The organism is Micromonospora sp. NPDC047620, from assembly GCF_043205005.1.
In the GTDB taxonomy this organism is placed as follows: domain Bacteria; phylum Actinomycetota; class Actinomycetes; order Mycobacteriales; family Micromonosporaceae; genus Micromonospora.
Genome location: NZ_JBIDDG010000024.1, coordinates 86433 through 101969, shown reverse-complemented (window position 1 = coordinate 101969; position 15537 = coordinate 86433). Strand labels below are relative to the sequence as shown.

Annotated in this window: 11 protein-coding genes; 7 read left to right on the top strand and 4 right to left on the bottom strand. The window is 72.7% G+C overall.

The window, feature by feature from the left end:
• Positions 1-499: 499 nt before the first annotated feature.
• Positions 500-937, top strand: a complete 438-nt coding sequence (locus ACGF5C_RS25810; protein ID WP_393305575.1) for a GNAT family N-acetyltransferase — start codon at positions 500-502, stop codon at positions 935-937.
• 496 nt (positions 938-1433) lie between these two features.
• On the opposite strand, the gene ACGF5C_RS25805 is transcribed toward ACGF5C_RS25810, so the two are convergent.
• A complete protein-coding gene (locus ACGF5C_RS25805; protein ID WP_393305573.1) occupies positions 1434-2117 on the bottom strand; it encodes a hypothetical protein in 684 nt (227 codons plus the stop codon).
• Between the two features lie 69 nt (positions 2118-2186).
• Between ACGF5C_RS25805 and ACGF5C_RS25800 the strand changes: the two genes are divergently transcribed.
• The 3 genes from ACGF5C_RS25800 to ACGF5C_RS25790 are packed head-to-tail and all read left to right on the top strand — an operon-like array spanning position 2187 to position 6564.
• The gene (locus ACGF5C_RS25800) at positions 2187-4805 is read left to right on the top strand and encodes a valine--tRNA ligase (RefSeq protein WP_393305572.1); all 2619 of its coding nucleotides are present in this window, start codon (positions 2187-2189) and stop codon (positions 4803-4805) included.
• Positions 4802-6136 (top strand): bifunctional folylpolyglutamate synthase/dihydrofolate synthase, encoded by a 1335-nt coding sequence (locus tag ACGF5C_RS25795; protein ID WP_393305570.1) that lies wholly within the window; start codon positions 4802-4804, stop codon positions 6134-6136. The genes ACGF5C_RS25800 and ACGF5C_RS25795 overlap by 4 nt, the downstream gene beginning before the upstream one ends.
• Positions 6133-6564 carry a DUF4233 domain-containing protein gene (locus ACGF5C_RS25790; RefSeq protein ID WP_393305568.1) on the top strand — a complete coding sequence of 144 codons (432 nt, stop codon included), beginning with the start codon at positions 6133-6135 and terminating at the stop codon, positions 6562-6564. Before ACGF5C_RS25795 ends, ACGF5C_RS25790 begins: the two co-directional genes overlap by 4 nt.
• 51 nt (positions 6565-6615) lie before the next feature.
• Here the strand turns inward: ACGF5C_RS25790 and ACGF5C_RS25785 are convergent, their stop codons facing one another.
• Positions 6616-7989 carry a VOC family protein gene (locus tag ACGF5C_RS25785; protein ID WP_393305566.1) on the bottom strand — a complete coding sequence of 458 codons (1374 nt, stop codon included), beginning with the start codon at positions 7987-7989 and terminating at the stop codon, positions 6616-6618.
• A 143-nt stretch (positions 7990-8132) separates the two neighbouring features.
• Here ACGF5C_RS25785 and ndk point away from each other — a divergent pair, with 143 nt between their 5' ends.
• Complete coding sequence (gene ndk, locus ACGF5C_RS25780) at positions 8133-8558, top strand: nucleoside-diphosphate kinase (RefSeq protein WP_393305564.1); 426 nt, start codon at positions 8133-8135, stop codon at positions 8556-8558.
• 158 nt (positions 8559-8716) lie between these two features.
• On the opposite strand, the gene sigJ is transcribed toward ndk, so the two are convergent.
• Together sigJ and ACGF5C_RS25770 are read right to left on the bottom strand one after the other, a co-directional pair.
• The gene (sigJ, locus tag ACGF5C_RS25775; RefSeq protein ID WP_393305562.1) at positions 8717-9595 is read right to left on the bottom strand and encodes an RNA polymerase sigma factor SigJ; all 879 of its coding nucleotides are present in this window, start codon (positions 9593-9595) and stop codon (positions 8717-8719) included.
• Positions 9592-10032: a carboxymuconolactone decarboxylase family protein gene (locus tag ACGF5C_RS25770; protein ID WP_393305560.1), complete on the bottom strand. Its 441-nt coding sequence runs from the start codon at positions 10030-10032 to the stop codon at positions 9592-9594. The genes sigJ and ACGF5C_RS25770 overlap by 4 nt, the downstream gene beginning before the upstream one ends.
• Positions 10033-10234: 202 nt before the next feature.
• On the opposite strand from ACGF5C_RS25770, the gene ACGF5C_RS25765 reads away from it, so the two are divergent.
• Both ACGF5C_RS25765 and ileS read left to right on the top strand, forming a co-directional pair.
• Positions 10235-11791, top strand: coding sequence for an alkaline phosphatase D family protein (locus ACGF5C_RS25765; RefSeq protein WP_393305558.1), 1557 nt, complete (start codon positions 10235-10237; stop codon positions 11789-11791).
• Positions 11792-12282: 491 nt separating this feature from the next.
• Complete coding sequence (gene ileS / locus ACGF5C_RS25760) at positions 12283-15426, top strand: isoleucine--tRNA ligase (protein ID WP_393305556.1); 3144 nt, start codon at positions 12283-12285, stop codon at positions 15424-15426.
• The last annotated feature ends 111 nt before the right edge of the window (positions 15427-15537 follow it).

Sequence of the window (15537 nt, the reverse complement as noted above, 5' to 3'; positions counted from 1 at the left end):
GCCGATGGTACTGCACTCGGGAGGGTGTGGGAGAGTAGGACACCGCCGGACAATCTTTCGTTCAGGGCCACCCCAATCGGGGTGGCCCTGAACGCGTTTGAGAGCGCGTTGAATAACCAGGTCAGCTGGTGTTGAGTGCGGCCTGGAGTCGGCCGGTCTTGTGGTATCGGGCGAGGCGTCGGGTCATGATGATGACCATGGCCCACTGGACCATAGCGGCGTGCTGTTCGGGGTGGCGTTCGTATGGACCTGTTCGCAGGCCAGCGTGCAACCGGGTGAGGTTCCGTCGCGGGTCCAGGTGCGGAAGTAGTGGTAGACGGTGCGCCAGGACGGGAAGTCGACCACACGCAACTGTGTCGAGGTAGCGGATGGCGTCGACGATGTCGCGGCGCGGGTAGGTTACCGGCGCCGCCGCGTTCGCGGCAGTCACCGGCAGGCAGGTACGCGGTCCAAGCGGCGGCCACCACTATCTCGTAAGGAGCGCTGTAGCATAGCGGTCATGACAGCACCTACCGCCCTGCCGGCGGGTTATCGGTTGGTCGATGGACCACCGACGGTCGGAGACTACCTAATCCTTCGCAAACGATCTGGGCTCTCACCGCGTCGACCCGATCAGGCTGCCGCCGCGGTGCAGGGTGGCTGGGCTGCGGTGCACGTATTGCACGAGGAGAGCGGCACGACGGTAGGGATGGGTCGGGTGCTCGGCGATGGCGGGTGGTACTTCCACGTGGTCGACATGGCTGTATTGCCAGAGCACCAGCGCCGGGGCATAGGTGACGCGGTACTGACTGCGTTACTGGAGACAATCCGTCGGGAAGCGCCGCCCGGTGCGTTCGTGAACTTGCTCGCCGATCCGCCGGGTCGCCGCCTCTACGAGCGGCACGGTTTCCGCCAAACGGGGCCGAACTCTGTCGGGATGGCCCGGACCCTTGACTGACAACGCAACTGGCCCCAGGTCACAAGACCGGCCGACTCCTCAACACCAGTTGACCTGGTTATTCAACGCGCTCTGAGGGTTGTCCGCCGACGTGAAGGGCGTTCCGGCGGGCACGGTGAAGGCACCCGCAGACCAGAAAGACACCCGCGGACCAGAAAGACACCCGCGGACCGGAAAGACTCATCCTGCGGACATGGGAAAGGGCGCTATCGCGGACCCCGCAATATGGGCGCGAACGCGGGCCGGGAAGGCGCGGGCGGCGGCTGACCTCGACGGGGGTGGGGGGGGGGGGGGGGGGGCCGGGGGGGGACACCCCCCCCCCCCCCGGGGGCGGGGCCCGCCCCGCCCCCACCCCCCACCCGACACCGCAACAAACGCTCAGGCAGCACCCCACCCCCCCCCACCCGACACCGCAACAAACGGGAACGAGCTCAGGCAGAGGTCCCCACCCCACCACCTCAGCTACCAACGACCGGACAAGGAGGCGGGGCGGGCGTCACTTGCGGGTCTGTATCTCCTCGCGCATCTCGCGGAACAGCCCGCCGGCGTCGTCGACGGAGCGGCCGGGGAACATCGCCATCACGACACTGCCGTGGTCGGCCCACCCGCAGACGGCGAAGTCGCCGCCGTCGCCGCTGGTGGTGCCGCACTTCATCACGCCGCCCAGCCGGCCCGCAGGCACCTCCCGCAGCCCCGTCACCTTGCCGGTCTCATCGGTCAGCAGGCCGAACAGGCTGTCCAGGTCCCGCTCCGGCTGCCAGAGCAGCGTCGTGCCGCCGAAGACGAGCACCGAGCGCTTGTCGTTTGCCGGGTCCCGGTAGACGGTGCCGAAGCTGCTGTCCAGGTCGATGTCGGCGGCGAAGCCGCTGCGCAGGTAGTCCGACGTGCTGCGGGCCCGTTCGCTGTCGTCCCGGACCAGTCCCGCCACCCGGTCCGGGGTGGTCAGGTCCGCGTCCTTCTGCTGGGCCACCCGCCACCCGGCCGTACCGATGGTGGCGGCGCCCGCGAGCCCGACCAGCGCCGCCACGGCCCAGGCCACCCGCCGGCGCCGCGACCGCCCCGCCCGCGGCCCGGTGGCGTGGTCCGGGTCCCGGTTGCTGAGGTGGATGGGCTCGTCGGTCAGGTCGATCGGCTCGGAGCCGTCGTTGACCGGCCGCTCGGTGAGATGTGCGTCGGACATAGCCGACACCGTACGCGAACGGCAGGTGGCGCACGTCGGGTCCGGAGAAGCCCTCCGTAGACTTTCAGGGTGACCGAGAGACTGGATGCCCGACGCCCCGACGCCCCGACCCTGCCCGGCCAGTACCAGCCGGGCGAGGTAGAGCAGCGACGGTACGAGCACTGGGTAGCCGCCGGCCACTTCCGGGCGTCGGCGCAGAGCGACAAGCCCCCCTTCACCATCGTCATCCCGCCGCCGAACGTCACCGGCTCCCTGCACATGGGCCACGCCCTCGACCACACGGTGCAGGACGCGCTGGTGCGGCGTAAGCGGATGCAGGGCTACGAGGCGCTCTGGCTGCCGGGCATGGACCACGCCGGCATCGCCACGCAGAACGTGGTGGAGCGGCGGCTCGCCGGCCAGGGCCTGTCCCGGCACGACCTGGGGCGGGAGCAGTTCGTCGAGCGGGTCTGGCAGTGGAAGGCCGAGTCCGGCGGCGCCATCCTGGGTCAGATGCGCCGTCTCGGCGACTCCGTCGACTGGGACCGCGAGCGCTTCACGATGGACGAGGGGCTGTCGCGCGCCGTACAGACGATCTTCAAGAAGTTGTACGACGACGGCCTGATCTACCGGGCCAACCGGATCATCAACTGGTGTCCCCGGTGCCTGACCGCCCTGTCGGACATCGAGGTGGAGCACACCGACGACGACGGCGAGCTGGTCTCGATCCGCTACAGCGACGAGGTGGTCGTCGCCACCACCCGGGCGGAGACGATGCTCGGCGACACGGCGGTGGCGGTGCACCCGGACGACGAGCGCTACCAGCACCTGATCGGCACCGAGGTCGAGCTGCCGCTGACCGGGCGGCGCATCCCGATCGTGGCCGACGCGCACGTCGACCCGTCCTTCGGCACCGGCATGGTGAAGGTGACCCCGGCGCACGACCCGAACGACTTCGAGATCGGCCAGCGCCACGACCTGCCCGCGCTCACCGTGATGGACGAGCGCGGCGTGATCACCGTGCCGGGGCCGTTCGAGGGCCTGGACCGCTTCGAGGCGCGCCCCGCGATCGTCGCGGCCCTGCGCGAGCAGGGCCGGATCGTCTCGGAGAAGCGCCCGTACGTGCACGCGGTGGGCCACTGCTCGCGCTGCCGTACGACGGTCGAGCCGCGGCTGTCGCTGCAGTGGTTCGTGAACACCTCACCGCTGGCCAAGGCAGCCGGCGACGCCGTGCGCGACGGGCGGGTGCGGATCGAGCCCGCCGAGCTGGCCAAGCGGTACTTCGCCTGGGTCGACAACATGCACGACTGGTGCATCTCCCGGCAGCTGTGGTGGGGCCACCGCATCCCCGTCTGGTACGGCCCCGACGGCGAGGTCGTCTGTGTCGGCCCGGACGAGCCGCCGCCCGCCGGGGACGGCTGGCGTCAGGACGAGGACGTCCTGGACACCTGGTTCTCCAGCGCCCTCTGGCCGTTCTCCACGCTCGGCTGGCCCGAGCAGACGCCTGACCTGGCGAAGTTCTATCCGACGAGCGTCCTGGTCACCGGCTACGACATCCTCTTCTTCTGGGTCGCCCGGATGATGATGTTCGGCCTGTACGCGATGGACGGCCGGCAGCCGTTCGACGTGGTGGCCCTGCACGGCATGGTCCGCGACCAGTTCGGCAAGAAGATGTCGAAGTCGTTCGGCAACGTGGTCGATCCGCTGGACTGGATCGACCGCTTCGGCGCCGACGCCACCCGGTTCACCCTGGCCCGGGGCGGCAACCCCGGGCAGGACGTGCCGGTGAGCGAGGAGTGGTGCCAGGGCTCCCGCAACTTCTGCAACAAGCTCTGGAACGCCACCCGCTTCGCGCTGATGAACGGCGCGCACACCGACGGCCCGCTGCCGGCCGCCGAGCAGCTCTCGACCGTCGACCGGTGGATCCTGTCCCGGCTGGCGCACGTCACCGCCGAGGTGGACGAGCAGTTCGAGGCGTACGAGTTCGCGAAGGTGTGCGACCTGCTGTACCACTTCGCCTGGGACGACGTCTGCGACTGGTACGTGGAGCTGACCAAGCCGGTGCTCGCCGAGGGGGGCGCGGCCGCCGAGGCCACCCGCCGGGTGCTCGGGCACGTGCTGGACCAGCTGCTGCGGCTGCTGCACCCGATCATCCCGTTCGTCACCGAGGAACTGTGGATCGCGCTCACGGGGGGCGAGACGGTGATGACGGCCGCCTGGCCGGCGGCCGACCGTACCCTCGTCGACGACGTCGCGGAGGCCGAGGTCGGCACCGTCCAGCGGGTGGTGACCGAGATCCGGCGGTTCCGCTCGGACCAGGGGCTGCGCCCGACGCAGCGGGTCGCCGCCCGGCTCGACGGCCTGGCCGCCGCGGGCATCGCCGCGCACGAGCCGCTCATCCGGTCGCTGGTGCGGCTGGACCCGGCCGGCGACGGCTTCCAGGCCAGCGCGACCCTCGCCATGCCGGGCGAGGTGAGCGTGGCCCTGGACACCCGGGGGTCGATCGACGTGGCCGCCGAGCGGGCCCGGCTCACCAAGGACCGGGCGGCCGCCGAGAAGGAGGCCGCGCAGGCCCGGGCGAAGCTCGACAACCCCGCGTTCGTCGGCAAGGCGCCGGAACCGGTGGTCGCCAAGATCCGCGACCGCCTCGCCGTCGCCGAGGCCGACCTGGTCCGCATCGACGCCGCTCTGGAGGCGCTGTCCTCGTGACCGACCGCACCGATTTCGCCGCCGTCGAGGCCGAGCTGGCGGGCCGCGGGTTCACCCGCATGGCCTTCGAGCTGGACAAGATCGAGTCGCTGCTGGACCTGCTCGGCAGCCCGCAGCGGGCGTACCCGTCGATCCACCTGACCGGCACCAACGGCAAGACCTCGACGGCCCGGATGATCGACTCGCTGTTGCGGGCGTTCGGGCTGCACACCGGCCGCTACACCAGCCCGCACCTGGAGACCGTCCGGGAGCGGATCAGCCTGGACGGCGAGCCGGTGGGCGAGGAGCGGTTCACCGCCACGTACCGGGAGGTCGAGCCGCTGGCCCGGCTGATGGACGAGCGCTCGGCGGAGCCGCTGACGTACTTCGACATGACCACCGCGCTGGCGTTCGCGACGTTCGCCGACGCCCCGGTGGACGTGGCGGTGGTCGAGGTGGGCCTGGGCGGCGCCGAGGACGCGACCAACGTGATCCAGGCCGGGGTGTGCGTGCTCACCCCGATCGGGCTGGACCACACCGAGTGGCTGGGCGACACGATCCAGGACATCGCGCTGGCCAAGGCGGGCATCGTCCACTCCGGCGCGACGGTCATCTCCGCCGCGCAGGAGGAGGAGGCGGCCCGGCCGATCCTGGAACGCTGCGCCGAGGTCGGCGCGACGATCGCCCGGGAGGGCTCCGAGTTCGGGGTGCTCCGGCGGGCGGTCGCCGTCGGCGGGCAGGTGCTCACCCTGCAGGGCCTCGGCGGCGTCTACGAGGAGGTCTTCATCCCGCTGCACGGCGCCCACCAGGCGCAGAACGCGGCGATGGCGTTGGCGGCGGTGGAGGCGTTCCTCGGCGCGGGCGCGAAGCGGCAGCTCGACGTCGAGACCGTCCGGGAGGGGTTCGCCACGGCCACCTCGCCCGGCCGCCTGGAGCGGGTACGCAGCGCGCCGACCATCCTGCTCGACGGCGCGCACAACCCGCACGGCATGGCCGCCACGGTGACCGCGCTACAGGAGGAGTTCGCGTTCAGCAAGCTGGTGGCGGTCGTCGGCGTCCTCGGCGACAAGGACGCGGCCAGCCTGCTGGAACTGCTGGAGCCGGTGGTCGACCAGGTCGTGGTGACCCGGAACAGCTCGCCCCGGGCGATGCCGGCCCGGGAACTCGCCGCGCTGGCCGCCGAGGTCTTCGGCCCCGACCGGGTCGAGGTCGCCGAGGAGATGCCGGACGCGATCGAGACGGCGGTGGCGATGGCCGAGGAGGACGTACCGGGGGAGCTGAGCGGGGTCGGGGTGTTGGTCACCGGATCGGTGGTGACCGTGGCCGACGCCCGCCGGCTGCTGAAGCGATGACCGGCCCGGTGCGGGGCACCGCGGGCGACGACCGCCCGGAGGGTACGGCCGCCGGGGGCGACCCGGGCCGTCCGCCGGCGGGTGGGCCGCGACGGTCCGGGCTGCGGAACCCGGAGCGGGCGGTGCGCGGGCTGGGGGCCGGCACGCTGATCCTGGAGGCGCTGGTGCTGGTCCTGGCCATCCAGCCGATCCGCATGGTCGGCGGCGACCTGGGCGGCGCGGCGATCGGCGCGGTCCTGGCGCTGGCCGTGGCGGCGGTGCTGCTGGCCGGCATGATGCGCCGGCCGTGGGCCTGGCACGCCGGCACCGTCCTGCAGGGACTGCTGATGCTGGCCGGCCTGCTGCACTGGTCGCTGCTCGCGCTGGGCGTCGTCTTCGCCCTGGTCTGGGTCTACGCCCTGCACGTCCGCCGGGTCATCCTCGGCTGACGGGCTGACGGGCTGACGGGCTGGCCCGCCATCGTCAGCCCGTCGGCGGGGTCAGGCGTCGGCGCGTTCGCGCCACTGGGTGAGGGCGATGCCGTGGCCGTCCGGGTCGCGGAACGCGGCCGCCCACACCTCCAGCTTCGTGCCCCGGTTGACCACCCGGGGGGCGTACGTGAACCGGACGCCGGACCCGCGCAACCGCTCGTACGCGGAGTCGATGTCGTCCACCTCGAGGTTGACGTGCACCAGGCGGCGGCTGATCGGCGCCGCCTCGGTCACCTCCCGCAGCACCAGCCGGGTCGTCCCGGAGGCGAGGACGGCGTTGCCGGAGCCCCGGTCGACCTCGGTGAAGCCCAGGTCCCGGTAGAAGGCCAGCGAGCGTGGCAGGTCGGTGACCAGCAGCGTCAGGCCCACCCCGGCGATCGGCGCGCCGAGGTCGTCCTCGTCCTCCGCGACCCCGGCGGTCCTGTCGTCGGCGCCGGTGGTCGCCTCGGGGCCGAAGATCGCCTCGTCCAGTTCCTCCGGGCTGATCCGCTCCTCCCGCGCCCGGTCCCGGCGCGGGATCGGGTCGTCCAGGGGCAGGTCGAGTGGGTCGAGCGGCTCCGCCGGCGCGGGCGGGTCGGTGCGCCCGCCGGCCGGGGCCGGCGGGTCGAACCGCTCCTCGGCCGGCGGGCGGGGTGTCGGGGTGGCCCGGCGTGGCAGGGTGCCGGTCGTGGACTGCTCGACGAGGGTGCCCTCCAGCACGACCGGCCCGCCGGGGCGCTGGTGCACCACGACGGGCTCGCGCTCCTCCGGGCGCCTGACGGGCTCCCCACCGAGTGGATCGCCGAGTGGATCGCCCAGCGGGTCGACCAGCGGCTCGCGGAAGTCGTCCCGGAGGTCGTCGTCCGGCGCACGGTCGGCCCACGGCGGCGCCTCCTGCTGGAGCAGCACGTCGTCCAGCGGATCCGGGCCCGCGTACTCGGGTGGGAGGTCGGCGGCGACGGCGGCGGCGGACTCGGCGTGGGTGGGCACCTCGTCCCAGAGCACCCGGACGTGCCGCTGGTCGTCCAGGGCCACCCGGATCGGCAGCGTCTGCCCCAGCGACGGCCACTTCGCCACCGGCACCCGCGGCTCGATGATCTTCTTGGACCGGGGCGGCAGCCCCGGCGCGTCGATCACCAGTTGCAGCTCGCATCGGCCGAAGGCGTACTGGGTGGGCGGCTCGGAGGCGCTGTGCACGTGGCCCACGCCGACCACCCACGTGCGCCCGCCGCCGCGCACGGTGGCCAGCGCGATGGCCAGCACCAGCAGGGCGACCCCGAGCGCCACGATCGCCCAGCTGGTCATGCCCAGCCCGAAGAGGATCACGAAGGTGGCCACGGTGCCGAGCACCGCGGCGATCAGCTTGCGTACCGGCGCGATGGGCCGGTTCCCGCCATTCGCCACTGTGGACCTCCCGGGGGTCAAGGGCCAGGCTAGGCCGGATCGGCCGCCGGGGGAAAGACCGGCCGCCGCGCCGGCGCCGGGACCGGGTCGCTAGGCTGACCGTACCCAGCCCGACCGCCTTCCGCGCACAGGAGGATCCCAGCGTGTCCAACAGCAGCCCCGATGAGCGCACCCTCGTACTGATCAAGCCCGACGCGGTCCGCCGCGGGCTGGTCGGCGAGGTGATCTCCCGCTTCGAGCGCAAGGGGTTGCGGATCGACGCGATGGTGTCCCGGACCATGGACGCCGCGCTGGCCGACGAGCACTACGCCGAGCACGTGGACAAGGCGTTCTACCCGCCGCTGAAGGACTTCATGACCGGCGGCCCGCTGGTGGCGCTGGTGCTCTCCGGCGACCAGGTCATCGACGTGGTGCGCGGGCTGGTCGGGTCGACCGACGGGCGCAAGGCGGCGGCCGGCACGATCCGCGGCGACCTCTCGCTGTCCAACCGCGAGAACCTGGTGCACGCCTCCGACTCGCCGGACAGCGCGAAGCGCGAGATCGCGCTCTGGTTCCCCGAGCTGGGCTGACGGCCGACCGACGCCGCGAGCAGCGGTCGTGCCGGACCCGGCACGACCGTCCGGTCAGGGCGCCCGTCGCAACGGGTCCAGGCCGTCGACCGGCACGACTGTCCGGTCAGGGCGCCCGTCGCAACGGGTCCAGGCTGTCGACCGGCACGACCGTCCGGTCAGGGCGTCCACGGCAGCTTGTCGGGGTTGCCGACCACGTAGAACCCGGTGATCCGGCCGCCGGACGCGCCCAGGGTCAGCGCGTACCTGCCGCCGTCGGGGCGGATGATCAGGGCGGCCGGCTGGCCGTTGAGTTCCAGCCGGCGCGCGGTGAAGTGCCGGCCCGGGCCGTACAGGCCGGCGAAGAAGCGGGCGACCCGGTCGGCGCCGGTGACGGGGTTGCGCGCCGCTTTGACCCGGCCGCCGCCGTCGGTCCAGGCGGTGGCGTCCCTCGCCACCAGCCCGGTCAGCGTGGCCAGGTCACCGTCGCGGGCGGCGGCGAGGAAGGCGTCCAGCAGCCGTTCCTGCTCGGCCCGGCCGGCGGTGAACCGCCGCCGGTCCTGCCCGATCCGGGCCACCGCCCGGTGGTGCAGCTGCCGGCAGTCCGCCACCGACCGGTCCAGGATCTCCGCGATCTCGGCGTACGGCAGGTCGAAGGCGGTGTGCAGCACGTAGACCGCGCGCTCCGGCGGGGTGAGGCGTTCCAGCAGGTGCAGCAGGGCGGTGGAGAGCGAGTCGCGCAGCTCGACGGAGTCCAGCGGCCCGAACGGTGACGGCACGGTCGGCACCGGCTCGGGCAGCCACGGCCCGACGTACGTCTCCCGGGCGGCCCGGCGGGCGCGCAGCCGGTCCAGCGCCAGGTGGGTGACCACCCGGGACAGGTAGCGGCGCGGCTCGATGACCGCCGCCCGGTCCGCCCCCAGCCAGCGCAGGTACGCCTCCTGGAGCACGTCCTCCGCGTCGTGCCGGCTGCCGAGCAGGCGGTACGCCAGGCCGAGCAGCATCGGCCGGTGCGCCTCGAGCGCACCGGCCGCCTGCGTCGCGTCGGTGATCGTCACACGTCCGTCGGGAGCTCGTTCCGGCAGGTCACGGCGATGCGGTTCCACACGTTGATTGTCGCGATGGCCATCAGCAGGTCGACCAGCTCCTTCTCGGGCCACACCTTCGCCGCCGCGTCCCAGACCTCGTCGGGCACCCCGTGCTCGCCGAGGCGGGTCACCGCGTCGGTGAGCGCCAGCGCGGTCCGCTCCCGCTCGTCGAAGAAGGGCGCCTCCCGCCAGGTGGAGACCGCGAAGAGCCGCCGGCTCGACTCGCCCTCGGCGAGCGCGTCCCGGCTGTGCATGTCGGCGCAGAACGCGCAGCCGTTCAGCATCGACGCCCGGAGCTTCACCAGGTGGAGCACGGTGTGGTCGACGTTGGCCCGGACGTACTTCTCCAGCCCCAGCACGGCGTGGTACGCCTCCGGCGCCACCTCGGCCGCGTTGATCCGCTGCATGACAACCTCCCTGATCCGTGGTGGTAACACCGACACGACGACACGGCGGGGGTCCGGCGTGACGGTCCGGGCCTGTGACGCCGGTCATGCCGGCCGGACCACCCCGGACAACCGGAGTTCCGGCCCCGGTCACCCGGCACGCCGCCGCCGGTCATCTCCGCCCGGTAGACCCACGGGGGCAGTCCCCGATCCGGGAGGAACGATGACCGAACTTGACCGACGTACGTTGCTGCGCGCCAGCCTGATCGCAGGTGCCGGTGTCGCGGGCGGCGCCCTGCTCGGCGCGCCCGCCGCGCCCGCCGCACCGGCCTGGCGGCCGGCCGGCCGACCGGTGCTCACCCACGGCGTGCAGAGCGGTGACGTGACCGCGGACTCGGCGCTGGTCTGGACCCGCGCCGACCGCCCCGGTCGGATGCTGGTGGAGGTGAGCCGCCGGCCGGACTTCCGCGGTGCCCGGCGGGTACGCGGACCGGTGCTCGACCCGACCGGCGACTTCACCGGCAAGGTGCGGCTGCGCGGGTTGCCCGGTGGCGAGCGGCTGCACTACCGGGTCCGGGTGGAGAGCCTGGACCGGCCGGGGCTGGTCAGCGAACCGGTGACCGGCGCGCTGACCACCGCTCCCGGCCGGCACGACCGTCGGGACGTCCGGTTCGTCTGGACCGGTGACATCGCCGGGCAGGGCTGGGGAATCGCCCCGGACTTCGGCGGCATGTCGATCTTCCGGGCCATGCGGGCCACCCGGCCCGACTTCTTCCTGTGCAGCGGCGACACCGTCTACGCCGACGGCCCGCTCGCCGAGACGGTGACCCTGCCCGACGGGCGGGTCTGGCGCAACCTGGTCACCCCGGAGAAGAGCAAGGTCGCCGAGACGTTGGCCGAGTACCGGGGGCAGTTCGCGTACAACCTGCTCGACGAGCACCTGCGCGCGTTCGTCGCGGAGGTGCCGCAGATCAACCAGTGGGACGACCACGAGGTGACCAACAACTGGTACCCGGGGGAGATCCTGACCGACGCGCGGTACACCGAGCGCCGCGTCGACGTGCTCGCCGCCCGGGCCCGGCAGGCGTTCGACGAGTGGCTGCCGGCGCCGGTCGACGGGCCGCGGTACCGGCGGATGTCGTACGGGTCGCGGCTGGACGTCTTCGTGCTGGACATGCGGACCTGGAAGGACCCCAACGACGGCAACACCTACGCCGACCCGGCGCGCGGGCTGCTCGGCCGGGAACAGCGGGAGTGGCTGGTCCGGGAACTGACCCGGTCCCGGGCCACCTGGAAGGTGATCGCCGCCGACCTGCCGATCGGGCTGGTGGTGCCGGACGGCGCCGCCGCCCAGGAGGGCGTCGCGCAGGGTGACCCGGGCGCGCCGGCCGGGCGCGAGTTGGAGTTCGCGCAGGTGCTCGGCGCGGCGCACCGGGCCGGGGTGACCGGGATCGTCTTCCTCACCGCCGACGTGCACTACACCGCCGCGCACCACTACGACCCGGCCCGGGCGTCGGTCGCCGAGTTCACCCCGTTCTGGGAGTTCGTCTCGGGGCCGGCGCACGCCGGCGCGTTCGGCCCGAACGCCCTGGACGGCACGTTCGGCCCGAAGGCGGTCTTCGTCAACGCCCCGCCGCGGGCCAACACCTCCCCGGCCGAGGGCTTCCAACACTTCGGCGAGGTCGCCGTCGACGGCGCGTCCGGCGCCTTCACCGTCCACCTGCGCGACCGCGACGGGGTCTCCCTCTGGACGACCACCCTGCCCGCCCCGACCCGCTGACCTCGCCGTCCGTCGGTCGACCATGAGGCGGTCGCCACCACCCGCCTGGGGTACCGCGACAGCCTCATGGTCGACGCGGGTGGGATCAGAGGGTGTCGAGGGAGGCCCGGCGGCTCTCGGCCTCGAAGACCTTCAGCAGCACGGCGGCGAGCACCGCGTACCCGGCGCCGACCGCCAGTTCGGCGGCGAGCGGCGGCGCCACGAGCCGCCGCCGTTACTCGGCGGCGATCCCGGCGGGCGGTCGGGTAACCTTGACGGCTGTAAGGCGATGACCCGGCCATCACCGGCGAGCCTCCGGAAGAACAGCCGGGTGACCGGCCCAGTAGAACCGGACGGGTCCGGCCCGTCACAGCCGGCCAACGAGCGGGCGGTCGATCCTGACCGCCAAGCGGGGTGGTACCGCGGGCCACCCGGGGCGCCGGCACGGCGTACCGGATCGGCTCGTCCTCGCAGACCCACGACCGTGAGCTGCGCGAGGAGAGCGACCCCCGATGGCCTATCCGTTGCACGACCCGACCGCCGCCGTCCCGGCGAGCCCGGACCTGCCCGCGGTCGAACGCCGGGTCCTGGAGCACTGGACGGCCGACAAGACCTTCGAGGCCAGCGTCGAGGCCCGTCCTGCCGGCACGGACGGCAAGAACGAGTACGTCTTCTACGACGGCCCGCCGTTCGCCAACGGCCTGCCGCACTACGGCCACCTCTTCACCGGCTACGTCAAGGACGTGGTGCCGCGCTACCAGACGATGCGCGGGCGCCGGGTGGAGCGGCGCTTCGGCTGGGACTGCCACGGCCTGCCCGCCGAGGTGGTCGCCGAGAAGCAGCTCGGCATCACCAGCAAGGCGGAGATCCTCGACCTGGGCGTGGCCCGGTTCAACGAGGCGTGCCGCACCTCGGTGCTGGAGTTCACCCAGGACTGGGAGCGCTACGTCACGCGGCAGGCCCGCTGGGTCGACTTCGCCGACGACTACAAGACCCTCGACCTGGACTACATGGAAAGCGTCATGTGGGCCTTCAAGACCCTGCACGACAAGGGTCTGGTCTACGAGGGCTTCCGGGTGCTGGCGTACTGCTGGCGCTGCGAGACGCCGCTGTCGAACACCGAGACCCGGATGGACGACGTTTACCGGGACCGGCACGACCCGACGCTGTCGGTGTGGTTCGGGTTGACCCCCGACGAGAGCGCGCCGGAGCTGGTGCGCGGGCCGGTGCGGCTCGGCGTCTGGACCACCACGCCGTGGACCCTGCCGTCCAACCTCGCGCTCGCCGTCGGCCCCGACATCGAGTACGCGGTGCTGGAGCGCGACGGGCAGCGGTACGTCGTCGGGGCGGCCCGGCTGGCCGCGTACGCCAAGGAGCTGGAGGGGTACGCGCAGGTCGGCACCGTCTCCGGCCGCGACCTCGTCGGCCGCCGCTACACCCCGCTGTTCGACTTCCTCGTCGAGCAGGCGGGCCCGAACGCCTACCAGGTGCTCGGCGCGGAGTTCGTCACCACCGAGGACGGCACCGGGATCGTGCACCTGGCCCCGGCCTTCGGCGAGGACGACCAGAACACCTGCAACGCCGCCGGCATCCCGACCATCGTCACGGTGGACGACCACACCCGCTTCACCGCGCTGGTCCCGCCGTACCAGGGCGAGCAGGTCTTCGACGTCAACAAGCCGGTGATCCGGGAGCTGAAGGAGCGGGGGGTGGTGCTCAAGCAGGACACCTACACCCACTCCTACCCGCACTGCTGGCGCTGCGACACCCCGCTGGTCTACAAGGCGGTGTCGTCGTGGTTCGTCGCGGTGACGCAGTTCAAGGACCGGATGGTCGAGCTGAACCAGCAGATCAACTGGACCCCGGGGCACATCAAGGACGGCTCGTTCGGCAAGTGGCTGGCCAACGCCCGCGACTGGTCGATCAGCCGGAACCGGTTCTGGGGTTCGCCGATCCCGGTCTGGAAGTCCGACGACCCGAACCACCCGCGGCTGGACGTCTACGGCTCGCTGGAGGAGATCGAGCGGGACTTCGGCGTACGCCTGACCGACCTGCACCGGCCGGCGGTGGACGAGCTGGTCCGCCCCAACCCGGACGACCCGACGGGGAAGTCCATGATGCGCCGGGTGCCGGAGGTGCTGGACTGCTGGTTCGAGTCCGGCTCGATGCCGTTCGCCCAGGTGCACTACCCGTTCGAGAACCGCGACTGGTTCGAGCACCACTACCCGGGCGACTTCATCGTCGAGTACATCGGGCAGACCCGCGGCTGGTTCTACACCATGCACGTGCTGGCCACCGCGCTGTTCGACCGGCCGGCGTTCCGCAACTGCCTCAGCCACGGCATCCTGCTCGGCTCCGACGGGCGCAAGATGTCCAAGAGCCTGCGCAACTACCCGGACGTCTACCACGTCTTCGACTCGTACGGCTCGGACGCGATGCGCTGGATGCTGATGTCCTCGCCGGTGCTGCGCGGCGGTGACATGGCGGTCACCGAGGCGGGCATCCGGGACGCCGTCCGGCAGGTGCTGCTGCCGCTGTGGAACGTCTGGTACTTCTTCTCGCTCTACGCCAACGCGGACGGGCACCGGGCGCAGCGGCGCACCGACAGCACCCACCTACTCGACCGGTACGTGCTGGCGAAGACGAACGAGCTGGTGTCGACCGTCGGCGCGCAGATGGACGCGTACGACATCTCCGGCGCCTGCGCCACCGTGCGGTCCTTCCTGGACGCGCTGACCAACTGGTACGTGCGGCGCTCCCGGGACCGGTTCTGGTCCGGTGACGTGGACGCGTTCGACACGCTCTGGACGGTGCTGGAGACGCTGTGCCGGGTGGTGGCGCCGCTGGCGCCGCTGACCGCGGAGGAGATCTGGCGCGGGCTGACCGGCGAGCGGTCGGTGCACCTGACCGACTGGCCGGACGCGGCGCTGTTCCCCGCCGACCACGAGCTGGTCGCCGCGATGGACGCCACCCGGGCGGTCGCCTCGGCGGCGCTGTCGCTGCGCAAGGCCAAGGGGCTGCGGGTGCGGCTGCCGCTGTCGAAGCTGACCGTCGCATCCCCGGCGGCGGAGCAGCTGCGGCCCTTCGCCGACCTGGTCGCCGACGAGGTCAACGTGAAGGCGGTGGAGTTCACCGGCGAGGTGTCCGCGTACTGCCAGCAGGTGCTGACGGTGGTGCCGCGCGCGCTCGGCCCCCGGGTCGGCAAGCAGGTCCAGCAGGTCATCAAGGCGGTCAAGGCGGGCGAGTGGGAGCTGGTCGACGGCGCCCCGGTGGCCGCCGGCGTCACCCTCGCCGAGGGCGAGTACGAGCTGCGCCTGGTCGCCGCCGACGCCGAACACTCCGCGCCGCTGCCCGGCGGCGAGGGCGTGGTCGTGCTGGACACGGAGGTCACCCCCGAGCTGGCCGCCGAGGGGCTGGCGCGGGACGTCGTCCGGGTGGTGCAGCAGGCCCGCCGGGACGCCGACCTGGACGTCTCCGACCGGATCGCGCTGCTGCTGTCGGCCTCCGAGGAGGTGCGCGCGGCGGTGGCCGAGTACACCGACTTCGTCGCCCGGGAGGTGCTGGCCGACACCGTCGACTTCGCCGACGGGGTGGCGGGCTTCACCGGCGAGGTCGGCGAGGGCGACCGGGTGACGGTCGCCGTCCGGCGGGTATGAGGCATTGAGACGGTGGCGGTCCGGCGTGCTCCGCCGGGCCGCCGCCACCCGCCCCGCCCGCGCCCGACAGGCCCGCTCACCAGCCGGTCGGCCCCGCCTCCCGCGCGGGGC